General features: G+C 54.5%; 27 protein-coding genes and 1 tRNA gene. 17 read left to right on the forward strand and 11 right to left on the reverse strand.

Annotation, left to right across the window (positions count from 1 at the left end; genetic code table 11):
- Positions 1–8: 8 nt before the first annotated feature.
- The 6 genes from hisC to QQL54_RS06010 form a co-directional block, all read right to left on the reverse strand.
- Positions 9–1,655 carry a histidinol-phosphate transaminase gene (gene hisC, locus QQL54_RS05985; RefSeq protein WP_284388629.1) on the reverse strand — a complete coding sequence of 549 codons (1,647 nt, stop codon included), beginning with the start codon at positions 1,653–1,655 and terminating at the stop codon, positions 9–11.
- A complete protein-coding gene (gene hisD / locus QQL54_RS05990; protein WP_284388631.1) occupies positions 1,652–2,950 on the reverse strand; it encodes a histidinol dehydrogenase in 1,299 nt (432 codons plus the stop codon). Before hisD ends, hisC begins: the two co-directional genes overlap by 4 nt.
- Positions 2,950–3,828: an ATP phosphoribosyltransferase gene (gene hisG / locus QQL54_RS05995; RefSeq protein WP_284388634.1), complete on the reverse strand. Its 879-nt coding sequence runs from the start codon at positions 3,826–3,828 to the stop codon at positions 2,950–2,952. The genes hisD and hisG overlap by 1 nt, the downstream gene beginning before the upstream one ends.
- Positions 3,825–4,103, reverse strand: coding sequence for a YerC/YecD family TrpR-related protein (locus QQL54_RS06000; RefSeq protein ID WP_284388636.1), 279 nt, complete (start codon positions 4,101–4,103; stop codon positions 3,825–3,827). The genes hisG and QQL54_RS06000 overlap by 4 nt, the downstream gene beginning before the upstream one ends.
- 203 nt (positions 4,104–4,306) lie before the next feature.
- The gene (locus QQL54_RS06005; RefSeq protein WP_284388638.1) at positions 4,307–4,738 is read right to left on the reverse strand and encodes a DoxX family protein; all 432 of its coding nucleotides are present in this window, start codon (positions 4,736–4,738) and stop codon (positions 4,307–4,309) included.
- A 73-nt stretch (positions 4,739–4,811) separates the two neighbouring features.
- Entirely contained in the window at positions 4,812–5,198 is a 387-nt protein-coding gene (locus QQL54_RS06010; protein ID WP_284388640.1) for an SRPBCC domain-containing protein, read from the reverse strand.
- Positions 5,199–5,268: 70 nt separating this feature from the next.
- On the opposite strand from QQL54_RS06010, the gene QQL54_RS06015 reads away from it, so the two are divergent.
- Positions 5,269–5,622, forward strand: a complete 354-nt coding sequence (locus QQL54_RS06015; protein WP_284388642.1) for an ArsR/SmtB family transcription factor — start codon at positions 5,269–5,271, stop codon at positions 5,620–5,622.
- Positions 5,579–6,064, forward strand: coding sequence for an SRPBCC family protein (locus tag QQL54_RS06020; protein ID WP_284388644.1), 486 nt, complete (start codon positions 5,579–5,581; stop codon positions 6,062–6,064). The genes QQL54_RS06015 and QQL54_RS06020 overlap by 44 nt, the downstream gene beginning before the upstream one ends.
- A 4-nt stretch (positions 6,065–6,068) precedes the next feature.
- On the opposite strand, the gene QQL54_RS06025 is transcribed toward QQL54_RS06020, so the two are convergent.
- The 3 genes from QQL54_RS06025 to QQL54_RS06035 all read right to left on the reverse strand — a co-directional run bounded on the left by QQL54_RS06025 (position 6,069) and on the right by QQL54_RS06035 (position 7,734).
- Complete coding sequence (locus QQL54_RS06025) at positions 6,069–7,049, reverse strand: S41 family peptidase (protein ID WP_284388647.1); 981 nt, start codon at positions 7,047–7,049, stop codon at positions 6,069–6,071.
- The gene (locus QQL54_RS06030) at positions 7,046–7,546 is read right to left on the reverse strand and encodes a MarR family winged helix-turn-helix transcriptional regulator (RefSeq protein ID WP_284388649.1); all 501 of its coding nucleotides are present in this window, start codon (positions 7,544–7,546) and stop codon (positions 7,046–7,048) included. The genes QQL54_RS06025 and QQL54_RS06030 overlap by 4 nt, the downstream gene beginning before the upstream one ends.
- Before the next feature lie 98 nt (positions 7,547–7,644).
- Positions 7,645–7,734, reverse strand: a tRNA-Ser gene (locus tag QQL54_RS06035).
- Positions 7,735–8,006: 272 nt separating this feature from the next.
- On the opposite strand from QQL54_RS06035, the gene QQL54_RS06040 reads away from it, so the two are divergent.
- The 6 genes from QQL54_RS06040 to QQL54_RS06065 all read left to right on the forward strand — a co-directional run bounded on the left by QQL54_RS06040 (position 8,007) and on the right by QQL54_RS06065 (position 13,473).
- A complete protein-coding gene (locus QQL54_RS06040) occupies positions 8,007–8,942 on the forward strand; it encodes a septal ring lytic transglycosylase RlpA family protein (RefSeq protein WP_284388651.1) in 936 nt (311 codons plus the stop codon).
- 104 nt (positions 8,943–9,046) lie between these two features.
- Positions 9,047–10,189, forward strand: a complete 1,143-nt coding sequence (locus QQL54_RS06045) for a D-alanyl-D-alanine carboxypeptidase family protein (protein WP_284388653.1) — start codon at positions 9,047–9,049, stop codon at positions 10,187–10,189.
- A gap of 9 nt (positions 10,190–10,198) precedes the next feature.
- Complete coding sequence (tmk, locus tag QQL54_RS06050) at positions 10,199–10,861, forward strand: dTMP kinase (protein WP_284388654.1); 663 nt, start codon at positions 10,199–10,201, stop codon at positions 10,859–10,861.
- The gene (locus QQL54_RS06055) at positions 10,851–11,903 is read left to right on the forward strand and encodes a DNA polymerase III subunit delta' (protein WP_284388656.1); all 1,053 of its coding nucleotides are present in this window, start codon (positions 10,851–10,853) and stop codon (positions 11,901–11,903) included. The genes tmk and QQL54_RS06055 overlap by 11 nt, the downstream gene beginning before the upstream one ends.
- Positions 11,900–12,676, forward strand: coding sequence for a TatD family hydrolase (locus QQL54_RS06060; protein ID WP_284388658.1), 777 nt, complete (start codon positions 11,900–11,902; stop codon positions 12,674–12,676). The genes QQL54_RS06055 and QQL54_RS06060 overlap by 4 nt, the downstream gene beginning before the upstream one ends.
- Entirely contained in the window at positions 12,673–13,473 is an 801-nt protein-coding gene (locus QQL54_RS06065) for an MBL fold metallo-hydrolase (protein WP_284388660.1), read from the forward strand. The genes QQL54_RS06060 and QQL54_RS06065 overlap by 4 nt, the downstream gene beginning before the upstream one ends.
- A gap of 136 nt (positions 13,474–13,609) precedes the next feature.
- Here QQL54_RS06065 and QQL54_RS06070 read toward each other — a convergent pair whose 3' ends face one another.
- Positions 13,610–14,626 carry a serine hydrolase domain-containing protein gene (locus QQL54_RS06070; protein WP_284388662.1) on the reverse strand — a complete coding sequence of 339 codons (1,017 nt, stop codon included), beginning with the start codon at positions 14,624–14,626 and terminating at the stop codon, positions 13,610–13,612.
- Positions 14,627–15,014: 388 nt separating this feature from the next.
- Here QQL54_RS06070 and QQL54_RS06075 point away from each other — a divergent pair, with 388 nt between their 5' ends.
- Entirely contained in the window at positions 15,015–15,683 is a 669-nt protein-coding gene (locus tag QQL54_RS06075; protein ID WP_284388664.1) for a pentapeptide repeat-containing protein, read from the forward strand.
- 85 nt (positions 15,684–15,768) lie between these two features.
- Here QQL54_RS06075 and QQL54_RS06080 read toward each other — a convergent pair whose 3' ends face one another.
- Positions 15,769–16,749 carry a hypothetical protein gene (locus QQL54_RS06080; RefSeq protein ID WP_284388666.1) on the reverse strand — a complete coding sequence of 327 codons (981 nt, stop codon included), beginning with the start codon at positions 16,747–16,749 and terminating at the stop codon, positions 15,769–15,771.
- Between the two features lie 302 nt (positions 16,750–17,051).
- Between QQL54_RS06080 and QQL54_RS06085 the strand changes: the two genes are divergently transcribed.
- The 8 genes from QQL54_RS06085 (at position 17,052) to QQL54_RS06120 (ending at position 25,947) form a co-directional block, all read left to right on the forward strand.
- Positions 17,052–18,029, forward strand: a complete 978-nt coding sequence (locus QQL54_RS06085; RefSeq protein ID WP_284388668.1) for a universal stress protein — start codon at positions 17,052–17,054, stop codon at positions 18,027–18,029.
- A gap of 192 nt (positions 18,030–18,221) precedes the next feature.
- Positions 18,222–20,432 (forward strand): exonuclease domain-containing protein, encoded by a 2,211-nt coding sequence (locus QQL54_RS06090; protein ID WP_284388670.1) that lies wholly within the window; start codon positions 18,222–18,224, stop codon positions 20,430–20,432.
- Between the two features lie 32 nt (positions 20,433–20,464).
- Complete coding sequence (locus QQL54_RS06095; protein ID WP_284388672.1) at positions 20,465–21,382, forward strand: polyprenyl synthetase family protein; 918 nt, start codon at positions 20,465–20,467, stop codon at positions 21,380–21,382.
- A gap of 117 nt (positions 21,383–21,499) precedes the next feature.
- Positions 21,500–22,258: a fatty acid desaturase gene (locus QQL54_RS06100; protein ID WP_284388674.1), complete on the forward strand. Its 759-nt coding sequence runs from the start codon at positions 21,500–21,502 to the stop codon at positions 22,256–22,258.
- Positions 22,255–22,731: a sterol desaturase family protein gene (locus QQL54_RS06105; protein ID WP_284388677.1), complete on the forward strand. Its 477-nt coding sequence runs from the start codon at positions 22,255–22,257 to the stop codon at positions 22,729–22,731. Before QQL54_RS06100 ends, QQL54_RS06105 begins: the two co-directional genes overlap by 4 nt.
- Positions 22,728–23,312: a leucyl/phenylalanyl-tRNA--protein transferase gene (gene aat / locus QQL54_RS06110; protein WP_284388679.1), complete on the forward strand. Its 585-nt coding sequence runs from the start codon at positions 22,728–22,730 to the stop codon at positions 23,310–23,312. Before QQL54_RS06105 ends, aat begins: the two co-directional genes overlap by 4 nt.
- A 41-nt stretch (positions 23,313–23,353) precedes the next feature.
- Complete coding sequence (locus QQL54_RS06115) at positions 23,354–24,703, forward strand: amidohydrolase (protein WP_348520710.1); 1,350 nt, start codon at positions 23,354–23,356, stop codon at positions 24,701–24,703.
- Positions 24,700–25,947: an amidohydrolase family protein gene (locus QQL54_RS06120; protein ID WP_284388686.1), complete on the forward strand. Its 1,248-nt coding sequence runs from the start codon at positions 24,700–24,702 to the stop codon at positions 25,945–25,947. Before QQL54_RS06115 ends, QQL54_RS06120 begins: the two co-directional genes overlap by 4 nt.
- Positions 25,948–25,963: the final 16 nt, after the last annotated feature.

Raw genomic sequence — 25,963 nt, forward strand, 5'->3', positions numbered from 1 at the left:
AAGGGTCATTAGAGCACGCCCTTTGTAGAGGGCATATCGGTACCAGACACGGATAGGGCCGGGCGTAGTGCGCGACCGACACCCTTGAAGCAGGCCTCAATCATGTGGTGGCTATTTTCGCCCTCAACGTCGATCTGGATCGCGGCGCCGAGGGTTTGCGCAAGGCTTTGAAAAAAGTGCGGGCACATCTCGACCGCGAACTCGCCGACATGGTCCGTTGGGAAATCACCTTTAAAGGTAGCCGCAGGACGCCCGGACAGATCGATGGCTACCCGCGCCTGTGTTTCATCCATCGGCATAACAAACCCATATCGGCCAATCCCGGCCTTATCGCCAAGTGCCTGTTTCATGGCGGAGCCGAGCGCCAAAGCCGTGTCCTCTACGGTGTGGTGAGCATCAATTTCGAGGTCGCCTTTGACCACGCAAGTCAGACCAATCCCGCCATGTTTAGCGATCTGTTCCAGCATGTGATCGTAAAAGCCAAGGCCCGTATCAATGCGCACAGCGGTCGGATCGTCCAAATTCACACGAATGGCGACATCTGTCTCTTTCGTGGTTCGGAAAACTTCCCCAACTCGTTGTGGTGCCTGATTAATTTCAATCAATCCGAATGCCGCTAGTGCGAGATCATTCTCTTCCGGTGTGCCGATCGACAGACGGAAATGTCCGGGGATCTTGCTACGGAAATCGCGGATGCGGATATTCGCCGTCGCAAGACGCGATAATAGGGCCGCTTCGTTCACGGCCTTGAATAGGATGAAATTGGCGTCCGATGGATAGAGCGTCTCAACGAAGTCAGATTGCGCCAATTGAGCCGCAACTCGGTCCCGTTCAGACTTCAATATCGCCCGACGCGCTTCAACAACGGCCATAGCTGGGGCGGCGAGCGCTGACATGGCCGTATCAATGACCGGTTTTGGTACCGGGTAGGGCGGAATGACTTTCAGCATCAACTTGATAACCGCCGGATCGGCTATCGCCGCGCCGAGGCGAACACCAGCAAGACCGTAAAGCTTTGACAGGGTACGAGCCACGACAAGATTTTGCGGCCGCCGGGCGGCGAGGCTCGGCTGATCAGAAAATTCGATGTAAGCCTCGTCCAACACCACCAAACCATTGCTGGCTTCACAAACGCGCAAAATGTCGACCTCATCAATCGAATGACCTGTCGGATTGTTCGGTGAGCAGAGGAAAGTGACTTTTGGCTGTTCTCGCAAGACGGCTGCGACAATGGCATCCATATCCGGCATCAAATCGCCGCCGCCGGGGATGTCTATGACGTCGCAACCTTGCAAGGATGCGACCGTATTGAAAAATGAAAATGTCGGGGAAGACAAAAGGATACGGTCTTTTTCGGGGACGCAAAAAGTGCGAACTAAGACGTCGATCACTTCATCCGCGCCGCGTCCCATGATAATTTCATCCGACGGCACACCATATAGATCGGCGAGACGCTGGCGCAGCACACCTGGTTGCTGTGCGGGGTAACGATTATAGCCAGCGACCGATGCTGTGCCGGGCGGCGGCGCCCAAGGGCTCTCATTCGCATCTAAGTGCAACGCCCCGGTTGATTCACCACGGGCCGAATAGGCGGTCATGGCAACAATATTGGGTCGCGCAATGGCATCCGCCCACGTCTTTTCAACCTTAGTCATGACATTGCCTCAAGCCGTAACGTGACAGCGTTCTTATGCGCGTCGAGCCCTTCCATTTCGGCCAGTCGCTCAACGGTTGGGCCGAGACGTTTCAATCCGGCTTTAGACAAGCGTTGGACCGAGACAAATTTCAGGAAGCTCTCAATAGTGATGCCGCTATAGGCCCGCGCCGCGCCATTGGTGGGCAGCGTGTGGTTGGTGCCTGACGCGTAATCCCCAACGGATTCCGGTGTCCACGGTCCAAGGAAAATAGATCCCGCATTACGGATCGCTGGCACCAATGTCTCCGGACGTTCCATCTGCACGATCAAATGTTCGGGCGCGTAGCGATTGATGATGTCAACAATGTCAGCCCGGTCATCCGTCACAATCATGCGGGCGTGCGACAGTGCCGTCGCGGCAATATCCTTCCGGCTTAATGTTTGAAGCTGTTCGGTCACAGCGTTCTGAACCGCGACGGCAACGTCGGGGCAGCATGAAACGCAAACAACCTGCGCCACTGTGTCGTGCTCAGCCTGGCTAAGTAGATCAGAGGCAATGAAGGCTGGATTTGCGCCTTCATCACAGACAACCATCGCTTCCGACGGTCCAGCGGGCATGTCGATCGCCGGACCGCCTGCTGCTTGAGCAACGAGTGACTTGGCCGCCGCAACATAGGCATTACCGGGGCCGAAAATCTTGTCACAGCGCGGAATAGTTTCGGTGCCGTAGGCGAGGGCGGCGATGGCCTGCGCTCCGCCGACTGCGAAGACATCCGTCACGTTACACCTATACGCACAGGCGAGAATAAACCGGTCAATCGTTCCGTCCTTGCTCGGTGGCGTTACGACAATGCGGCGGCGAACCCCGGCCACTTTAGCCGGCGTCGCCAGCATGATGAGCGTCGACACCAGAGGTGCAGTTCCGCCCGGAATATACAGGCCCGCCGTATCAATGGCGCGGACTTCACGGCGACAGACAACGCCCGGTTCTGTCTCAACTTCGATGTCTTCGGGCATTTGCGCGGCGTGGAAGGTTTTCACATTGCGCCGAGCGCGTTCGATGACGGCCTGATCAGAGGCGTCCAAACCGTTCCAAGCCGCTTCCAATGCTTCATCCGGAACGCGCAGGGTTATCTCAGCGTCCGTATCGAACCGTCGTGTGTAGTCCGCGAGAGCGGCATCGCCCCGCGCTTTCACGTCGGCGAGAATGTCGCGAACGCGCGCGAGGAGAGCATCATCCGCAATTTCGGCCGGGCGGGCGAGGGCGGTTTCACGCGCCTCCGCGCTCAGTGATGTCCAGTCATAACGGCGCATCAGCTCATCATCTTCTCAATCGGCAGCACCAAGATAGACCGAGCCCCGAGCGATTTCAGACCTTCGAGCGTTTCCCAAAACACGGTTTCCGTGCAGACGGCTTGAATGGCGACTAGATCATCATTGCCAGCCAGCGGCATAACGGTTGGCGCATCAGAGCCGGGGAGCAGTTCAGTAATGGCTGAAATCTGGGACTTCGGCGCATTGAGCATGATATATTTGGTCTCGGCTGATTTGATTACGCCTTCGATCCGGCGCATCAATTTATCAAGAAGGTCAGCTTTTTCCGGAGACAGAGTGCGTGAACTGCGGATTAGGGCCGCCTCCGAATTCAGGATCGTCTCAAATGCGGCCAGGCCATTGGCTTCTAGAGTCGCGCCCGATGACACGAGGTCGCAAATACTCTCCGCGACGCCGATAGATGGGGCCAATTCGACCGCGCCTTTCATCTCAACCAATTTAGCCTCGATGCCGCGTTCACGCAGGAACCTCGCCGTGACGCCGGGGTAAGTCGTGGCGATCCGTGTTCCGGCTAGATCGTCCGATGATTTGACGGCCCCGCGTTCTGGTGCGGCAAGGCAAAGCTTGCAACGTGAAAACCCGAGACGCATGGCAATATCCGCATCAAGCTCACCTGTGAGCTGTTCTTCAACCAATACGTTCTCGCCGACGATACCGATATCGGCCGCATCATTGGACACGAAGGATGGGATATCGTCATCCCGTACCAAAAGCAGGTCGATCGGCATATTTTTCACACGCGCCAGCAGGCTGCCGCCGCGAATAGAAAAACGTAGACCGCACGCCTTCAACAAGGCGAAACTATCATCCGCAAGGCGGCCTTTTTTTTGTACAGCAATTCTGAGCCTGTCGCTCATTGTGTCATCTCCAAGAGCAGGCGGTATCCGCCGTGGGGCTCATCTTTTAGGAAGCGGGAAACCCGCCCGATTGTTGTGGTGCTAACGCCTGTGTCAGCGCTGATTTCCCGGTAGCTCATCTCGCCCTCGGCCAGCGCCTTTGCCACGCGCCAACGCTCTGACAAGGCCCGAAGTTCCGCCGGTGTGCATAAATCGACCAACACGGCCCGCATCGCGTCGGAGTCATCGACGCGCGCTAATGTGGAGCAAAGTTCGTTGAAGGCTAAATCTGTCATGACATCCGTGTGACTGTGTTAGCGCGCTAATACAAACGAATGTAAGCGTGTCAACCACAAGATAGTCGTCACAGCCAGTTTCTGCAGCGTCAAATCTACATACGCAGGAACCGACGACTTAGGTCTTATGAAGGCTTATCACTCAATTTAAACAAATGACTGTGGGGGAAGCAGGCACCTGTTTCAGCCGGGTTCAGCGAAAATTATTCCGGCGTCTTCCAAAGGACAGCGTCAATAGAATAACGTCCTGCGCCTCGCGAAGCCACATATAGGCCAAACATGATTAGCATTGCCGCTGGGAACGCTTGTCTGAAACCGCCTTGGGCATCGACCATGATAAGTGCGACGAGGAAATTCACTGCGCAGACGACACCCAGCCAGCGAGTCATGAGGCCGAGCAAAATCCCTATGCCGCAGACAAGCTGCGCATATACGGAAACCGGCGCCAGTAGATCTGGGTAGACGAACCCTTGTGATGCCAAAAAGCGTGAGAACTCGGCCATTCTGTCCGAACTTATGACATTGTCCCACACACCCCAGACTAGGAATCCACCGACGAGTAGCCGAAAGCCGAGGAGGAAAATCTCTTCGGCCTTGGACCAATGTTTTGGGTCAGCCATTTGTCGCATATTCATTGCCCCTCTAAGTCATTGGGAATGCCTATTACCATGAACAACGATACGGGTCGTGGATTTTCCAGACAGGCGGTTAGCTAGACGTCAAAAATGCCTTGAGCGGATCCCAATACATTTTATCCCAGCCAGCTTCTAGATGAGGCTCAAATTCAGGCGGATATGCGTCATGAAACAAGGTCAGTCGGGTTCCCGCTTTATCTGGAGCCAAGTCAATCCGAACAATAGAGTGGACGCCTGCATCCCAATTTCCGGGACGCCAAGCTTGCACGATTTGCTTTCCGAGTGTCAGCTCAATGAACCGGCCGGAAATTTGTCCGTTAAAGCAGGTGAAGGCACCACCAGCGTTCACATCCATGTCCGCAGGCTGCCCAGTCATCGCGCCAAAGTCGTCACTGCTTGTGAGCGTTTTGAAGACTTTGTGAGGGTCTGCCGATAGTAGAATGTCTTGATATATCGGCATGGGGCGCTCGTTCGTCGTTTTGTGATGGGACTTGTATCATTAAACCAAGTAGATTAATGAGTCAATCAGCATGAATTCGACAGCAACAACTGACGCCACGGCGCACTCGCTTGACGGTATCTACAAGGCCCTATCGGATGGGACTCGGCGCGCCATTATCGCTCGGCTCGCCTCTGGTCCGGCGAGTATTGGCGCGGTTGCAGAGCCGTTTGATATGTCGCTGGCTGCAATTGGCAAGCATGTGAAAGTGCTCGAATCTGTTGGCTTGGTCCGTCGCACAATCGAGTGGCGAACGCATATATTGACTCTGGATCCTGCTGCCTTGCAGCACGCGGAACAGTGGCTCTCAACCTATCGTCACTTCTGGTCCGGCAGCCTAGATGCTCTCGCCAAATATGTTGAAACGGATGATGATGACGTCTGACGCCAAAACACTTGTGATCGAAAAGCGGGTGAGGGCGCCGATTGAAAAAGTCTTCGAGGCTTGGACAACAGCCAGTCAACTTATCGCTTGGTGGGGCCCTGACGACGTTGTCTGCATTGGTGCAACGATCGATCTTCGTGTTGGCGGTCATTATCGGATTGGAAATCAGCTTGCTGATGGACAGGTGATTTGGATCTCAGGAACCTATGAAGACATCACGCCCCCAAACCGCCTCGTCTTTTCATGGTCTATTGATCAGGGCGCTCCTTCGACGGAGCGTGTAACCGTTAACTTGCAATCCTCCGGCGACGGGACCGCCACACAGATTACCGTAACACACGAACGGATTCCCGATATAAAGGCTCGTGAGCGACACGCCGTAGGATGGACCGGATGTCTAGATGGTCTGGAAGTCTGGGCCAACCGCACCGGCAAAGGTTAAGTGATTACGGGCCGCTCAGCCGCGATAAATCCTCCAAGGCACGATCCAGCGCAGCATCAGCGGGGGCTTTAATGTCAGGCTTCACACCCACGGATTGCCAGTTTCCTCCTGTGATTGGATTAACGCTCTTGGCGGTCACGGACCATAAAACGAAATTCGAATGAATAGGCTGGTAGTCGAATGGGTGAGCGCCACCGCCCGACGTTTCTCCCACGATTTCGGCTCGGTCCAAAGCCTGTAGGTTGTAAGCCAATGCCTCAGCTGCCGAGAAGGTCTTTTTAGAGATCAAAACATAGACTGGCTTGTCAGGTCCAAACCGCGCGCCAGGGACGTAAGCTTGGCTAAAGCGCTGGGTCAGTGTGTCACTAGGGCGATCATAGATGCCTGTAAGTTGCTGTCGGTCTGGGCCGAACAGATAACTCGCCACTAGGTCGGCCGTATCCCCGATGCCGCCACCATTCTCTCGCAAGTCGATGATTAAGGCGTCCATGTTCGCAACGACATTCATGGCCGCAACAAAGGTGTCACCGCCCATCTCAACGGGCGGAAACACCCGAAGGTCAAGATACCCGATATTGCTATCCAGTCTTTTGACGGACTCGACCCCGAAATTGATATGCGAACCGTACCACCGTTCCATTTGCTCCGCATTGAACGCGTCTTCGTCGCTATCATCCTGCATTATCGGTTTTTCGAAATATTCGACGTTTAGGTGACCATCGCCTGTCAAAGCCTGCAGGCGGTCCGTAACGGCGTCCGAAAAAGCATGACCTGTAGTCAGCGCGTCGAAATGACCGTCAGCAAGGTCCTCGCGGAATTTCGCGGCTGTCGACTTACCCACCGCCATATCAACATAATGAGTTTCGAGATGGGTGATAACGGCCTCAATTACTTCAGACCTATCATTCGCCGTGATTTCTGCCCCTTGGGCAAAGGCGGGAAGCGGAGTTAAGCTCAAAAAGGCCGCAAGAATAAAACGCCTCATGCCACACCTTCCGCATCTGGGACTCGCGCTCCTATTTTTACTTGGCTCTCGATTCGATCCTGGAATGATCGGTGCTCCAGACGTTCGATGGCTTCCGTCAGTATAGCGCTGAGCGAGTATGAAAGCTCTGCCTCTAGCTCTCTCGCAGCGGCGGTCGTTGAGTCCCACAATACATTCAACATCGGCAACATGGCCCGACCGCTTTCCGTCAAGCAAATCCGTTTGCTCCGCTGGTCGCGGGCAGGGAGGGTGTCAACTAAGCCGTGACTCTTCAACTTTGAGACTGTCTGACTCGCGGCAGAATGCGAGACGTTGGACCGTGCGGCTATCTCTTTGATCGTCAGACTGGTCTCGGCGGTGAGGGCTTTAACAACTGGCGTGAACCTTGGCGTATAGACCGGGTGCCGTTCTCGGTAGATCGTTTCCAGATCTCCATCGAGAAGTTCCAACAACCTGCGAAGTTGCGTGCCTAAGCCATCTGCATGTCTTGTATTCATAACAGCGCTAATATATAAGTGCTGTTATATATCAAGTGCAATTGTGTACCTGGAGATCCGGATATCTAGGCCCATTAAGTCCTGATGGTTTAAGAGAGTGGCGGGCGGGGCGGGATTCGAACCCGCGAAGGAGTTGCCCCCTTGCCGGTTTTCAAGACCGGTGCATTCAACCACTCTGCCACCCGCCCAACGGGTTTATGACGTTTCGTCATTTCGTGGTGGGCGCGCTTTAATGCGGCCCGTGCCGTGGTTCAACCATCAATCGCGTTAACTGCAGCCTAACTACAGGAATTTGGAATCTGTTATCATTGTTTCCCAACCGCAGATTAGGACCGATCCCGTAAACCGTTCCTCAATGACACGAAGCGCGTGGCGAAAGCCCGGACAGTTTCGAATTGAATAGGTGAGGGTGCCCGAGTGGCACTGAACGCAAAACGCGGAAGAGGGTTTAATGACTTGCATGACTTTGAAACTGGTAACGATCACAGCCGTAGCAGGCTTGATGGTAACAGGTTGCGCAACGACAAGTGCCACAAGCAAAATGGCTAAAGCCGCGCCAATCACCTATAAAATGGGGCAAGGTAACGCTCAATATGCGTCGCTCGACCTTTCCAAGCGCTCAATGCGCCCGGGAATTCCGGGTGTCGGGACAAGCCCGCATTCGACAACGCCGCTAGGTGGGCAAGGACGTCATTTCGACCCGTCTAAAGTTGATCGCCAGCTATATAGTCACCAGAAAGTCGGCAAACGCTACACCATCATGGGCGGAACCTACACGCCGAAACATCAACCGGACTATGATGAGGTCGGTGAAGCATCTTGGTATGGCCCTAAATTCCACGGCAAGCCCACTGCGACCGGTGAAACGTTTAATAAGCGCGATATGACTGCCGCGCATAAGACGCTGGCCCTCAATTCCATGCTGGTTGTGACCAATCTCGACAATGGTCGCGTTGTCACGGTGCGCCTCAATGACCGCGGTCCGTTTATTGGCAATCGTATGATTGATCTCTCTGAGGCCGCCGCCGAAGCTTTGGGTTTCAAGTCGAAGGGTCTCGCCAATGTTCGCGTGCAGTATGCCGGACCCGCCGATCCAATGGCGGCAGGCCGGACGCTACCGCGCAATATGCCACGCTCTGTTGAACTTCCGCGGGAAAACATCGTCGAAGCGCCCCGACGCCCGCGTTCGCCAACCCCAACGCCAATGATTCCAGAATTCAAAGCGCCGTCACTACCGGCCCCGATTGTGCCTGTTGCCCCACGCGCCGCCCCTGATGCCGGCATGCCGAGCGGTGGCGATATCACCCTTACGATTAAAGGCCCGATTCACATTGCTCGATCTGACGACCAATCCCCGGAGCCGCAATTTATCGCGGAACGACTCGACACAAAATAGACCAACGCAAAATTGGCTGACCTGGCCGCCTTGCGGCAGCCTCAGTTTCAAGGCATTCGATGCGGACGTCATCCCGGCGTCCGTTTTTCGATTCCTGTCAGAGCATGCTGAAACCTCTTCTTCTCTCCCTAATTCTTCTTCCCGGTAGTAGCTGGCTGACCACGGTATCCGCCGCCCCGTTAGAAACGGCGGCGAAGCAAGCAATCATCATTGATCACGATACGGGCATTGTTCTGTTCGAGAAGGATGCACGCCGGCCCATGCCGCCTGCGTCTATGACTAAGATCATGACGGCTTACATGGTGTTCGAAGCGTTGGAGCGCGGCGATATCCAAGAGGACACACTCTTTACTGTCAGCGAAGAAGCTTGGCGGCGCGGCGGCGTTCAGTCTGGGTCTTCGACGATGTTTCTTAAGCTTGGATCCCAAGTCCCCGTGATCGACTTGATTCGCGGCGTAATCATCCAATCCGGCAATGATGCGTGTATAGTGCTGGCAGAAGGTTTGGCCGGATCAGAAGACGCCTTTGCACGACGCATGACAGAGCGCGCCCGTGAAATGGGGCTGCAATCGGCAACTTTTCGTAATGCCACAGGCTGGCCCGATGAAGGCCATGAAATCAGTGCGTCAGATCTGGCAACGCTTTCCAGAGATTTGATCGCGCGTTTTCCAGACCGCTACAAAATCTATTCGGAACGCAGCTTCACATGGAACGGCATTTCGCAAGGTAACCGGAACCCCCTGCTGGGCTCATTTACGGGCGCAGATGGGATCAAGACCGGATCAACTTCTGTCTCGGGCTATGGTTTGGTCGGGTCCGCTTTACGGGACGGTGAACGCCGCACGATAGTCGTCAACGGTCTGGGCAGCCAGTCAGAGCGCGCTTCTGTCGCGAGAGAGATCATGTCGGCGGCCTTCCGCGATTTCGACATCAAATCACTTTACCAGCCTGGCGATCAGATCGGTTTCATACCTGTCTATATGGGCAAGGCCGAAGATGTTGGTGTAGTTGTTCGTGACGACATTCAAATCGGATTTGAACGGACCGATCGCGACGAGATCAAAGCCCGTATTGACTACACCCCGGCAGTCGCTCCGGTCGAGGCCGGGAGTAAGATCGCTGACTTGGTCGTAACCAAATCAGGTGAGGAAGTGGGTCGTTATCCACTCTACGCAACGGATGCCGTGGCACGTAAGGGCTTCTTTGGCCGAGTCGGCGCATCATTGGCACAGAAAATCAGAGGATAATCAGACCTGATGGCAGGACAATTCATTACATTTGAGGGCGGCGAAGGCTCCGGTAAAACAACCCAAGCCAAAATGCTCGCCGATGCGCTGGAGCGCGTCGGAGTTGAAACCATTCTGACCCGTGAACCGGGCGGCACATTCGGCGCGGAATCGATCCGCAAACTTGTCCTTGAAGGCACGGATGACCGTTGGTCTGGCATGACAGAGCTACTTCTCATGTATGCGGCGCGGCTCGACCATGTCGAAAAACTCATCAAACCAGCTCTGGAACGCGGTGCTTGGGTCATCAGCGACCGGTTCTCCGATTCAAGCCTTGCCTATCAAGGTTATGCGCGGGATCTTGGCGCTGACCGGGTTCGGGCCGTCCATGATGTTGTCATGGAAGGGTTCAACCCCGACCTCACTTTGGTCTTCGATATGGACGTTTACTTGTCACTGAAACGTGTGGAAACACGGGCGGCACAAGATGATGAAGTCCTCACTCGCTTTGATAAGGCCGGACAGGAGTTTCACACCACAATTCGCGAAGCCTTTCTCGATATTGCCAAGAAAGAGCCCAGTCGTGTCAAAGTCGTGGATGCTGACGGCTCACGCAGCGCTGTTCACGCGCGCATCCTGAATGCGCTGACGGCACAATATCCGGAGTTCGCCGGGAAACTCGGTGGCGCGTGAAGCGCCGCTAATACCGGAACCGGATCGCTCTGAGGGCTCTCCCCATCCGCGTGAAGTCTATGACCTGCTCGGTCATTCGGACGCCGAAGCGCGCTACTTGCAGGCTCAAGCTTCGGGACGATTACATCATGCATGGCTGATCACTGGACCGCCGGGCATTGGCAAGGCGACGCTCGCTTACCGGATCGCGCGGCATCGCTTGGGCGGGTCGAGTCTGTTGGACCAAAGTTTGGATATACCGCCCAATGATCCAGTGTCTCAGCGGATTGAAAGCCAAGGTCACGGCAATCTGTCTGTCCTGCGACGTCCCTATGATCCGAAAAGTAAAAAGCTGAAGCGTGACATTCCAGTCGATGAGGTTCGAGCCTTGTCCAAGTTTTTCCAAAGCACGGCCGCCGAAAGCGGTGACTGGCGCGCGTGTATTGTCGACAAAGCGGATGATCTGAACCGAAACTCGGAAAACGGTATTCTCAAATTACTGGAGGAACCGCCCGACAGAACACTATTCCTCCTTATTTCGGACCAACCGGGCCGACTACTACCGACCATTCGGTCACGCTGTCTGCACTTGCCCTTAAGGGCCGTGGACGGCGAGGTGCTGGGCCGCTGGCTTGCATCTCGAACAGATATCCGCCCTGAATTCCAGCAAGCCGCGATCGCCTTATCCCGCGGCGCGCCCGGAAAGGCGTTGGCCTTGGCCGGACATGTCGAAAGCGTGCTGCAGCCGCTCAAACGGCTCATGCAATCTATGGCGGGAGACGGCGACGATATGAGCCTGGCCAAGACCTTAGCCACGGCCAAAGAAGCGACGTCCAGAGCCCTATTTTGGGACGCGCTGATCGATACACTACAAGCTCAAGCCATCTATGCCGAAACCGGACATTGGTCCGGCCCGTTTGATCCAATCGAAGCTCGCAAAGCTGCGTCAAGTTGGGCCGAAATGGCGCAACGGGCGCAGGATACGCGTCGCGCCGAAACCGCGATCAATCTCGACAAAACAGCCGCGCTGTTTGATTTTCTTAGCCGAGTTCGAGCCGCATGATTATTGATAGTCACGTCAATCTACATGGCGAGAAATTTGCCGAAGACCTCGACGCCGTCATTGCCCGCGCGCATGAGGTTGGTGTCACGCATATGCTGAACATATGTTGCAATATCAATGACTTCGAAGCCGTTGTAAAAGTCGCTGAAGATCATGACAATATTTGGGCAACAGTCGGGACACACCCGCATGATGCCAAGGATAACCCGGACATTACGGCCGATCAGCTGATCGAAATGGCGGCCCATCCCAAAGTCGTTGGGATTGGCGAGACAGGCTATGACTTTCACTATGGTTACTCGTCGCAAGACGATCAGGTGAAGAATTTTGCGGCCCATATTGAGGCGTCACGTCAGAGCCAGCTCCCGCTCGTCATTCATACGCGGGAGGCGGATGATTTGATGTTGCAGACACTCAAAGAGAGCGGGGCGGGGCGTGATTATCCTGCCTTGCTACATTGCTACACATCTGGCCAAGATTTGGCTGAGTGGGCGGCGGAGGCAGGGCTCTATTTTTCAGTCTCCGGAATCGTGACATTTAAAACTGCCCATGACGTCCGCGACCGTATTAAAGCCATGCCAGATGACCGCATCATGCTGGAAACTGATTGCCCTTATCTGGCGCCCGTTCCTTATCGAGGGCGCCGGAATGAGCCATCATATTTGCCTCATGTCGCCGAGGGACTGGCGTCTGTTAAAGGCTGGACGGCTGAAGAGACGGCACAACGCACTAATGCGGCCGTGTTCAACCTGTTCAAAAAGATGACGCCATGAGTTTGGTTGCGACGATATTGGGCTGTGGGAGCTCAGGGGGCGTTCCGCGTGTCGGCGGTGATTGGGGCTTTTGTGACCCATCAGAGCCGAAAAACCGGCGTTCACGTTGCTCGCTTCTAGTCGAAAAGACAGGAGATGAGGGGACGACAACGGTCTTAATAGACACGTCGCCTGACCTGCGGGAGCAATTACTGAGGACCGAAGTCAAACGGCTCGACGCTGTGCTCTACACGCATGACCATGCGGACCAGACCCACGGTATCGATGATCTGCGCGCTATTGCGTACCGTATGCGCACGCAAATACCGACCTATATGGACGCACATACGAAGGCGCATGTTGCTGAGCGGTTCGATTATTGTTTCGAAATGCCCGAGGGTCGCGTTCATCCAGCTATCCTGTCGCTTCAACCCTTGCTCGAAGACGGTCAAACTTTTGAGATCAATGGGCCCGGCGGAGCAATTCAAATCGACGTCATTCTCGCGTCCCACGGGCCGACACCAGTGCTGGCTTTCGTTATCGACGGGCGGCTCGCCTACAGTCCCGATGTGTGGGACATTTCAGATGAAGGCCTTAATCGTTTGTCGGGGTTAAAGATGTGGATTTGCGACGCGCTGCGCTACAATGATCATCCCACACACGCGCATGTCGACAAGACATTGTCTTGGCTGGCTCGGACTCAAACCGAGCAGGCCATTCTCACAAACTTGCATATTGATATGGATTACAATGTTTTAGCAGGTGAACTTCCATCAATTGTAACCCCAGCCTTTGATGGAATGACCGTCAAGGTTTAGGCTTAGTCTTCTAATTACTTCTCATAATATGCATTATGCGCCTTTTATCATGTTACGTGGCTGAGTTTAAACACGACACCCTTCGCCACCCCTCGGCGCTTATCCTGATCCTATTCAGTCCCAAAGTTTTCCGAATTTACTCAGCACCGAGTACGATATTAGCCACTGCGTCCCCTAGCCCTCTATGGTTGAAATAGGTCGGACCTCCATTGTTGAGAAAGATTACAGTGACAGATCGTTCCGGGTCTGCGTCAGGAATATAGTGAAACAGGTGGATGCGCGCCCCGCCGCCGTGGCCAATTCGCAGGATCCCGTCCTTATGCTGTCGTTCCCAGCCATTAGATCGATGAGATTCCGAACCATCGGCACGCAACACAGGCTCCCAAAATGTCCGCAACGTATCTGTCTCGACAAATTGACCCTCTAGAACCCCCTGCCACCAGGTAGCGAACTCCCCCAGTGAAATATTTACGCCAGCGCTTGTGTAGACATACGGCGGAAAGTTGACTGTTCGGCGACCGAGCTTGCCAACTTCATGAGGATGACCCTCATAATTAGTCGTTAGATTGGGCGCGACCATGCTGAGATCACCCAGTGGTAAGTCCGCAATTCCAACAGGATTAAGCAGCTTGTCTTCCAAGTAGGTGCGGTAATCCGTTTCAGTAATGGACTCGAAAATCATTTTGAGGAGCAAAAAGTTGGTTTGATTATATTCCGTTTGTGTCCCCGGACTAAACTTAAGGGGGATATCAATCACGCTTCGCAGCGCCTTCTCTGCTTTTGGCTCCATGGCATTGAGGACAAGAATATCTGTCGTGCCGGTCATGTGAGACCACGCCTGGCGGACCGTGATCGCGGCCCAACTGTCTGGAAGGTCGTCCAAGTAAGTCCCTAATATTGCCTCTGGATCAAGCTCGCCGCGTTCCACTAATTGCATCAATGCGACATTGAAAAACAACTTTGATGCCGAATAGATTTGGTAGCGACTATCTTCGGATATCGGTACCTGGTGTTCAATATTGGCAAACCCACCCCATGTTTGGAATGTAAGCTCGCCATCCTCTAAAATACCGAGGGAGTAACCGACAACACTGTGCTCTGCGACAGTCTCTTCGAGAAGGCTGCGAACGGAGTCAGCGGTCGCCGCAGGCATAGTCATAGTGCTGGCGTCTTGTAGCGCGGGCTGCGCGCTTGAACAGCTAGCTATACCGAGAACCGCAAGGCAAACGGTCGAGCGTCCGGCTATTTTCAACATACTTTCAAACATTCGATGACCTTGCAAATTTGGTGAAATGAGTAACAGCTCTGTGGCATAACCATTGGTCACCTAAGCGAAAGCCCATTCATTTAAGGTTTGCGATGCATCGCATTCGTGTGACGTCTAAAATCTGTCCTTCTCCCCTCACCGTGCATATTCCAATTCGGCTTTGCACGAACGTTCATACCGGGTCTTCTGAGGGGGTTGAGTAGCGCCATCCGTCACAAGGGACTAACGCCACGATTGAGTTACGGCTGAGTAAAGTTGAGAAAGCGATCCCGTTTTGACCACACCCTCCGATAGTTACGATCGCCAAGGCTTAGAGGTGTTGCTGGAGAAGTCCCCTCAAAAAATCGTGGGTATAAGCCTGTTAAAGCAGGACCTTAAGAAGTTAAATTTGAGTGATATCATCTTCAAGGATTGTGATTTCAGTGGATCAGATTTGTCGGGTGCCTATTTGGAAGGGGCCGAGTTGATAGGTTGCAAGGCTTATGGCTCAAAACTCAAATACGCTCATTCGGACGACGCAAAATTTCGGAACTGCAATTTGGCTATGACCGATTGGGAGGGCGCACATCTGTCGTCATCTGCGTTCAGTGGCTGCAAGTTGACCGGAGCAAATTTCCGGAGATCGCATACGCTAGGGATTAGCTTTCAAGAGTGTATTTTGGTCAATGCCATGCTCCAAAATATTTCCTTCGGGAATAGCGAGTTGCTTCGGAATGACTTTTCTGAGGCAGATTTAGCGGGAGCCGATTTTAGCGACACGACCTTTAAGGAGTGCAGCCTCAGAGGCGCTTGGTTGCGATTGGCAAGATTTCGGGGCGCCGATTTACGGGGCTGTGATTTAGGTGGGCTTACCCTAGCTGACGCGATTGTTCTTAAAGGCGCAGTCGTATCGAAAGCTCAAGCGGCCGAGCTTTTGAGAAGTATCGGAGTTTTAGTGCACTGAAGAAGGCAGATTTCTGAGTCTGTCCAAGCGGACGATTGTCATGGCCAATACCCCAAATTCCTAAAGTCGGACCGGCACGCGTCCCTCAGTCCACCCGCCCCATTGCCAGGTCAGCCGCGGCCATAGCGCGGGCGTCTAGCGTATCATGCTGACCCCAGACGGCCTCGAACGCTTGGTAAACTGTCGCTGATGGCTCATTGGTCAGCCTCCCCGATGTGACGTAATAAGGCTCATAATCCTTCCCTAACGTTTCTCGTGCTGCGGTTCCGGACGCATACCAAAGTAGCGCGTGCCAGTAGCGCGGAAATTCTAGCCCTGTTTTGGCAATCGCAGCGTCGGCAGCCGCCTCAAGCTGATCGCCCAGTGGCGATGTATGCGACGCTTCATGGAACAGCATTTCAAACTTATGCTGATTGATCTCAGGATCATTGGCGCTCATCGTAATATGTCCAAACGGGCGCGTGCCCGTGTAGGCCCCGGCCCAGTTCGCATAGGGTACGATATCGACCCGTAACGGATCAGTCCCCCACTCACCGTCCAGATGATCCGCAAGACGGCTCGCCATTGCATCTCCATAAGCTGTGAGATCATCTTCCACAGATCTAATAAACCGTGCTGAATCCGCTTGATGACGGGGCCAAAAATGCTCCTGATAGACGGGCATGAAATCTTTCAACGCTTGTTTGACGGCCTCGTCTGGAACCCCCTCAAGGTCGCCATGGGACAGCGCAACAGCAATCCAGCGCAAGCTTCCCGTGAACAATAGCGATGATCCTAAATGTGGCTCATATGCAGCGCTGACGGGTTCAAAGGCTTTCGCAACGTCTAGTGTGAAAGCCGCAATATCTGCGTCGAGCATCGGCACGCGCCCCTTCACTTTCATATCCGAAAGGGCACGCGCTTGGTGATAGGCATAGTGGTGCAAGGCGACCCAAGGGTCATTGGCTAGCTCGAACTTAGGCAAAGGTTGGACAGTCTCAGCCGGCGTTGTTGAAACCTCTGTCGTAGCGCAGGCTGAGATCATCATGGCCACCGCCATCGAAAGATTCCGGAACAATCTGAACATAGGTCCCTCCCTCTCAATCCAATCTCTGGAACCTGTCTATTAGAGAACCAGCTCTCAGATCAAGATCCAGCCAAGTGAGACCTTCTAGGCTTTTGTCTGCTGTGTCCGTTCCATCAGCATGCGTGACGCGGGTCACACATCGTGCCGCCGGTGCTGGTAAACATTTCCGTAGTTGAGACCGCTAGTGAGCGCTTGCTCGAAAAAGCCCCTCCTTAGCTCCGTCAATGCCTGTCCCGTATGGCTGAACGCTCGGACGATTGAGCAAATTTGCCGCCAAACTATTGCTACTTAGGAGATGAATCATGCGCGTTTTTGACAATACACTCTACATCGTCGGGGATAGTGATGGCTTACCAGGGCTAAAACGCGCTCTGGCACTGACGAACACTGAAACAGGCTCGATCAGCCTTGTCAGCATTATAGAGTCCATCATCCACCCGATCGGCTCCAGCAAGTTCTACACTGAGCTGAAAGAAGCCTTTGAAGCCTTGCGGCACGAACGTTTGGCTATGCTTGAAAAGCTCGCAAATTCCGTGCCGAAAGGAATATCGGTGACTTATGAAGTCATGGATGGTCGGTCCTATGTCGAAGCGATCAAGCGGGTTTTACTCTATAAACACGACCTTGTTGTTGCGAATGCTGCAGATAGCGATCACAAAGGTAATCGGCTGTTTGTATCAGAAGAAATGCAACTCCTACGCAAATGCCCCTGCCCGGTTTTACTGCTCAAAAGCTCACAAGCCGGACCATTCAAACGCGTGCTCGCGACCTTGGATTTTGAGTATTATGACACACCAGACACGGAACAGTCTGAGCCGACGCTCAATGATGAAATCCTTGAGGTCTCAGCGACCATCGCTAGCGAAGCGAAGGGGAAGCTCGACATCATCAATGTTTACGAAATTCCCGGTGAAGGTGCGATGACGGCAGGCTGGATCCCGATGAACATCAATTCTTTTTCTGATTATGCGAATAGTTGCGCCAAGACCTCAAAAGATAAAGTCGACATGCAGGTAAAGCGGTCCAAGCACCGTCTTGGCACGACCGTGTTCGATCAATCGACCGTAGAAACACATATCGTCCATGGACGCGCTCGGTCCACCATCCCTGAGGTCGCGGAAACCCTCAAAACAGACTTGATTGTTATGGGGACTGTCGGTCGCGCTGGTACGTCGGGTTTCCTGCTTGGCAACACGGCCGAAACTATCCTGAACCACATTGATTGCTCCGTCTTAGCCCTCAAGCCGCCTGGTTTTGAGACGCCGATTAGCCTCGACTAGCTCGGTGATATGCCCCGTGGACTCGCAGCGGTCTTATAGCGGAGCCCTGCGGACCTGCCCTTGACCTCGCGACTCTGTCCTGCGAACAGATGCTGAACAAACGCCCCGACAACCGAGAACCTTCACGGTTAGCTGGGTGTGGACAGATCTGGGGACAAGTTTGCGAATAGGTCAGGGGATAAGACTGTGAGTATGGCCCGTGCAACGGACTATATCCGCACTGAACAACGCCGCTTTCGACGCGCAAAATCCGGAAAGGCGTGGCAAGCGCGCGAACTTCCACAATTCTATTACTTAAACAATTTCAAGCGCTTCATAGCCGATGTTCACGCCTTAAACTTCGATCTTTTGGGCCGCGATGCACTAGACTTTCTAACTCAATTTGAGGCCCTGCCCCATGCGGCGCAATGCGCCTATGTTCGAATGGCCAATCGTCGTGGATATGTCTTCGACACGGACAAATTCCGCTATGACGAGATCGACGACCTTCCCGCACAATGGTCAACTTTGTCACAGGCCAGATTCGCGGACCCGATCGGCACACCTCTGTTCAGAGACTGGCTTAGCAGCCTGCCGAAACCAGACCTCGTGCTGTTGATGACAGATTCAATGTGCGAGACCCTGTTTAAGAAATCGTGGAAAAAAGACCGGCTCATTAATCTGGCGAACGCCCATCTCGACCCGGCAGAGGCTTACATCCCAGAGCGATATATTGCTCAAGGGCGGCGCGATGCGCTGCAATATATGCTGTTCCTATATTTCGGACGAATCGAGGACAATCTGCAAGCCTTCACCTTGCGGGATCTTGGACTGGTGCGATTACCAGAGGCCGAGACCCAAGCTTTGAGTTTCGAAACCGTCGAAGAGGCCCGAACCGCGTTCTTCTACGCCAAGGCGCTACATGATTTCCGTCATGGGACAGATCATGATGCAGACCGATTAGTCAAAGCCACTGACACATGGCCAGAACCGCTCTGTGAGCGAAGCTCCGCCCATCAGAGCAAACTCATACAAAAACTTGGTGGGTGGTCTGAACGTCGCGGCGATGCCCAGTCCGCATTGGAACTTTACACTCGCTCGGACACGCCCTTCTGCAATGAACGTGTGGTTCGTATTCGCTGGTCTCGGGATGAAGCAGATGATCGCGATTGGTGCAAACAGCGCCTAGAAACGATGATCGAAAACCCCAGCTCTGACTCAGAGGCGGGCTTTGCCGAAGATTTCTACGCGCGGAAATTTCATAAAAAGCGCACGTCTGCCGCGACGGATTTGCTACGATCTGCGACGACACTTACCCTTGATGAAGCCTTCCGAAACCAGCCAGAGCGAGCCGTGCTGCGTTATTATAAGGCCAAAGGCATTGAGGCCCATCGGGCTGAGAACGTGCCGTGGCGCAACCTGTTTGGCCTGCTGTTTTGGGATCTGCTACATGACGGGACAACCTCCCCTCGCCGCGTTCCGCCCAAATTGCGCGCTGGAGCCTTCTACACCGAATATAGTCCAGAGATCGAGGCGAGGCTCGCTAAGCTCGACAATCCATCGCTCATCCTGCTCGATCTCCTCAAAACTTTGGCGCTGCATTATGGCGAGGACAATGCATTGGTCCATTGGGGCTCGCGCTCGCTCGACAGAATTCAAGCACTGATCGTGCATGCACCGCGCGGCGGAGTGGCACATCTTCTGCGGCTAATGGCGCAGGACTGGCTGGGCACGAAGGATGGGTTTCCGGATCTGATGCTGATCGATGATGGGCGGGTCCGCTTTATTGAGGTTAAAACGGCGGGCGACAGTCTGCGGCGCAATCAACTGACCCGGCTGCGTCAGCTTTCAATGGCGGGTTTCCCCGTCAAGATCATCAAAGTGGCTTGGGCCGTCGATCCAGACCAACCCTATGTCGTAGTCGATGTAGAAACGACTGGCGGGAAACCGGGCCTGCACCGCCTTACAGAAATCGGGGCGGTCAAGATGATTGGTGGCGAAGTCGTCGATGAGTTTCAGACCCTGCTCAATCCACAGCGGTCCATCCCGCCGTTCATCACGCGCATCACCAATATCACCAACGATATGGTTGCTGGCGCGCCGCTCTTTGTTGAGGTCGCCGAACAATTTCGTACCTTTATGGGCGACGCCATCTTTGCCGCGCATAATGTCAATTTCGACTATGGGTTTATCTCGGCCGAATATGAGATGATCGATCAGCGCTTCCGGCACCCGAAAATCTGCACCTGTGCATCAATGCGGCGGCTCTATCCCGGGTACCGCTCTTACTCACTCAAAAACCTGTGCCAGGAATTCGAGATTGATTTGACCAGCCATCACCGTGCTTTGTGTGACGCGCAAGCCGCAGCAGAATTACTGAAAATGATCAATGAAAAGCGGATGTCTAACGCTCAGGAGAGCTAGCGACCCGTTCTTCTGTGTGCGATGAGTGTCCAATGACAGTTACGGCGATTGAAACGGGTGATCACGGGCAATCACATATCGACGCAGCGCGAAGCCGGGTCGATGCCTGTCTTGCGACGCTGATCCCTACGCCCGAGACCTGGCCGCGCCAGCTTCACGCGGCGCAGCGACATGCCCTGCTCTCACCAGGAAAGCGCTTTCGGCCTCTACTGACTGTGTTTCTAGCGCGAAGCTGCGGCTTGGATAGCTCGCGGGTCGATGCGGCCATGGAAGTCGGTTGCGCCGTCGAAATGGTTCACGCCGCCTCGCTTATTCTCGATGATTTGCCCTGTATGGACGATGCAGATTTGCGACGAAATCAGCCGACGACACATGTGGCGTTCGGCGAAAGCACGGCGATTCTGTCGGCCACGGCACTGCTCAACCGCGCATTCGGCGTTATCGCTCGCAATCCTGCGCTTAGTGCAGAGCAACGCGCCGAACTCTGTGACCTCTTATCCTATGCGGTCGGCTCGACTGGATTGATCGCCGGGCAGATGGCGGACCTTGATAATACTGGCCAAGCCAGCAAGCCGGAGATCGAACGGGTCAATCACCTCAAAACTGGCGCGCTGTTTGATTTTGCTGCTGATGCTGCTGCCATTCTAGCGGGAAGCCCAGCTGCGCAACGGGCCGCCTTGAAAGACTTCTCGCGCCAGATCGGACTGGCATTTCAACTACTCGACGATATCAAAGACGTGCTCCAAAGCCCTGCGCAAAGTGGGAAAACCTCTGGTCGCGATGAAGGTAAAACAACGCTGGTCGCGACGCAGTCTATGGACGAGACCAAAGCCTTACTGGAAGGCTATCTCGGCAACGCAAAAATGGCCTTGGCGCGGGCTGGGATGAATGAGACCGACACGTTAATCGCTTTGATTGACCAGCAATTCGCCTTTCTAAGGGATTTGTAGGCAGTCAATCCGAGGGCAGACTGTCGCATGAGACAATCTAGGCTGGAGTGTAAGGTTTAAATTCGCTGTCCTCTCCGGTAAGATAGATGAGACTTCTCTCCGCGCTTGATTGGTAGAATGGCGAACCCGAACACACAGACAGCCCCCAACCGAGGACCGCTCTTCGCGGCCATGCTCGGGAGCGTTTGGCTGGCGGCTCATCTCTACGCGCTGTTCTTTCATACGGTCGGCAGCCCGTGGGTTCTGACCCTCGCCCTGATCGGGCTTCAGCTTTGGCTTTATACGGGCCTGTTCATCGTCGCTCACGATACAATGCATGGATCATTTGCGCCCGGACGCCCACGCGTGAACGCTTGGGTCGGTCGGGTCATTCTCTTCTGGTATGCAGGCTTCTCTTGGTCGGCCATGCGAACGGCGCATCATCAACATCACGACACGCCGGGCACAGCAGAGGACCCCGATTTCAATGCCGACAATCCGCGTGATTTCTGGCCATGGTATCTAAGTTTTTTCCTGCGCTATTTCTCTTGGCGTCAGATCGTCGTGCTCGGTGCGATTGGCGCGCTCTACACACTGCTCGGCGCGCCCTATATTAATCTGATTGTTATGTGGGCGGTTCCGGCGATCCTATCGTCCGTGCAGCTCTTCTATTTTGGAACCTACCTCACCCATCGTCATGCCGAAGCGTTTCCGGACGAGCATTTGGCCAGGACGAATGATTATCCGCGATGGCTGTCGCTGCTGACCTGTTTCCATTTTGGCTATCACCATGAACACCATCTCTACCCAAATGAGCCGTGGTGGCGACTTCCCGCGCGTAAACTCGCCCACAAACAAGCCCTGAAATTGGCTCTGGAACAGGAACAATCCTCATGAGTGTGTGGAGCGCGATCGCCATCACTTTGGTCTCCGTCGTTGGGATGGAAATCTTCGCTTGGGCCATCCATAAATATGTCATGCACGGCGCAGGCTGGGGCTGGCATGAAAGCCACCATAAAGAGACCGAAGGCCCGTTCGAGACCAACGACCTTTATGCGGTCTGCTTCTCCGTAATTGCAGCAGGACTGTTCATTGCGGGATCGCTATGGTCGGAAACCCTTTGGTTCATTGCGCTCGGCTTAACAATTTATGGGCTGCTTTACGCCTTCGTGCATGATGGTTTGGTGCATCAACGCTGGCCCTTTTTCGTCAAAACGCGCGGTCGCTATATGAAGCGCTTGGTGCAGGCGCACCGGCTTCACCATGCAGTGCACACGCGCGATGGGGCCGTCAGCTTTGGCTTTCTCTGGGCTGAGGACGTTCGCAAACTAAAAGCTAAGCTCAAAGCGGGATCTACTGATCGCACGTGAGTGGTTTTGGCCCGAATGATCTAATTGAGTGCTACCGACGCGGCATCTTTCCGATGGCAGACAGTCGCGACGCAGCGAGCTTCTATTTGATGGAGCCGGAAAACCGCGCGGTCTTTCCGATTGAGACATTCCAGCCATCCCGATCCATGCTCAAATTCGCGCGCACAACCAATCTCACTGTCACCATAAACCAAGCCTTCCGACAGGTCATCAAAGCCTGCGCGGATCTTCGGGAGGACACGTGGATCAGCTACGGGATCGAGTGGCTTTATACCCTTTTGCATGAGCGAAGTGACGCTCATTCGGTCGAAGTCTGGGACGGCGAAACATTGGTTGGCGGGCTCTACGGCGTCAGTCAGAACGGCGCGTTCTTTGGGGAAAGCATGTTTTCGACCCGCACCAACGCTTCGAAACTCGCGCTTATACATTTAATTGACCGACTACGGACACGCGGGTTCACTGTGCTCGATGCTCAATTCATGACCGACCATCTCGCCTCGCTCGGCGCGGTTGAAATCACGCGCGCCCAGTACCGCGAGCGGTTGACTGCCGCACTTTCTTTGAATGTTGCCTTCGACTAACCCTTGCAACGAGAAAAAGCTTGGTTACGGATAAGATCATGATGACATTTCGCACCTGCCTCGCCCTTTCCGCCGCCCTCATCGTTGCTTGTAGTCCCGCTAAGGATGACGAGAAAGAGACCACTACATTCGAGCTACCGACGGCGTTCCCCAGCACCTATAAACCGATGCCGTCCGTCACGACCCTGATCACCAATGCCTCAATCATTGATGGCACAGGAGACGCCAGTTCAGCCAACTCAGTCCTCGTTGTGGATGGGCGGATTTCTGCGATTGGCACTGATTTGAGCGCAGACGGCGCAACCGTTCTCGATGCCGGCGGACGTTTCATTACGCCCGGTATTATCGACATTCATAGTCACCTTGGGAATTATGCATCTCCGGGCGTGAATGCGCATGGAGATGGCAATGAAATCACTTCCCCGATTACCTCCGAAGTCTTCGCCGAGCATGGCGTCTGGCCACAAGATCCCGGGTTCGATGAAGCACTGCAAGGCGGTGTAACGACCCTGCACATCTTGCCTGGCTCGGCCAACCTGTTTGGCGGACGCGGCGTGACCCTACGCAACGCACCCTCGCGGACCGTTCAGGGCATGAAGTTCCCGGACGCCCCCTACACCTTGAAGATGGCCTGCGGAGAAAATCCAAAGCGGGTCTATGGTAGCAAAGGCGGCCCGGATTCACGTATGGGCAACGTTGCCGGTTACCGAAAGAATTGGATCAAAGCGGCAGAATATAAAAAGAAAATTGAGGATGGCGACGAACCAACTCGCAATCTTCAGTTAGAAACACTGGCGGGTGTTCTAAACGGTGACATTCTGATCCAAATGCATTGTTACCGTGCCGACGAAATGGCGCAGATCATCGATCTATCCAAGGAATTCGATTATAAAATCACGACGTTCCATCATGCTGTCGAAGCTTATAAAATTGGCGACCTATTAGCCGAAAACGGAACCTGCGCGGCGATGTGGGCTGATTGGTACGGCTTTAAAATGGAAAGCTATGACGGCATTCTAGAAAACATCCCCTTTGTGCATGCGGCTGGAGCCTGCGCCATGATCCATTCGGATGATGCCATGAATATCCAGCGCCTTAATCAGGAAGTTGCCAAAGCCCGCGCTAACGGCAATCGGGCGGGACTGGACATTTCAAAGGCCGAGGCTTGGACGTGGCTATCGACCAACCCAGCAAAAGCGCTCGGCATTCTTGACGAAACAGGCACGTTGGAAGTCGGCAAACGCGCTGACATGGTGCTGTGGAGTGGAGACCCCTTCTCAACCTTCTCCCGGCCTGACCAAGTCTATCTTGACGGCGCTTTACTATTTGACCGCGAGGCTGGGCTGAAACCCCAATCCGACTTCCGCCTCGGTACGGAGATTGCTCGATGAAACATCTTCTTCTCGCAACCGCCAGCTGTCTGCTCGCCGCCGCGCCGGCCTTCGGGCAAACCCTATTCTTAGATGATGCCACTGTCATCGCGCCCAACGGGTCGAGCCGCACCGCCGATATTATCGTGAACGACGGTCAGATCACCGCGATGGGCGACACGCTCACCTCCCCAGACGGTGCCGATGTCATGGCAGGGCTGTGGGTCACACCCGGCTTGATCGCATCGAAATCCACGCTCGGCCTCGTTGATGTTGGCGCGGAAAGCGCGACGAACGATATCAGCGCGAACACGGACCTCGCTTCTGCGTCACTCCGTGCCGCTGATTCCTTCAATCCACGTGCGGCACATGTCGCCAATGCGCGGCGTCGGGGCGTGATGTATTCAGCCATTGTTCCCAACCCGACAGGTGACACGATTTTCGGTGGTACGGGCTTAGTAGCCAGCCTCGACGGCTCTGATGACTCCGTCATTAATGACGCGGCTTTCGTTCACGTCGCGCTTGGCGAAACCGGTGCCCGGCGCGCGGGTGGATCCCGTGCGGCCGCTATGGCGCAGCTCCGTGGTGCACTCGCCGATGTCCGACGCGGGTTTCTCACTCAAGACGAAGGTGATGTTTTGCGTCGCCGCGACGCGCAAGCACTTCGTCCCGTTCTGGCGGGACGTATTCCGCTCATGGTCTCTGCAAGCCGCGCCTCAGATCTATTAGCACTTGTCGACCTCAAGGCCGATTTTGCTAACCTTAACATCATTATTGTCGGCGCAGAGGAAGCGCATCTTGTGGCGGCAGACCTCGCCACTGCGGGCATCAAAGTGATCGTCGATCCACTTGAAAACCTGCCGGGTAGTTTTGCGACCCTCAACGCGTCTTATGATAATGTGCTCGTCTTAGACGCAGCAGGTGTCGATTACGCAATCGGCGGCCTATCCGGGCTCGGCGTCGTAAAAGCTGGCGGACTGACACAGCATGCTGGGAATGCAGTCGGACACGGCCTGTCTCGTGACGCAGCCTTTGAAGCCATCTTAGGCACACCCGCGCGCTGGTTTGGTGTTGATTTAGGCCTGATGCGTGCGGGCAGCGCTGCGTCATTGGTTGTCTGGGACGGTGATCCATTGGAAGCGTCATCAGCCCCAATCGCTATGTATAAGGACGGTGAAGCGCTCTCACTGGAGTCGCGAATGACGGCTTTGCGCGATCGTTATAACCCGACGACCGATGATGATCGTCCTTATAAATATCGCTAGCTGGATCGTAAATATC

It is taken from the genome of Algimonas ampicilliniresistens (assembly GCF_030159955.1).
GTDB classification, from domain to species: Bacteria; Pseudomonadota; Alphaproteobacteria; order Caulobacterales; family Maricaulaceae; genus Litorimonas; species Litorimonas ampicilliniresistens.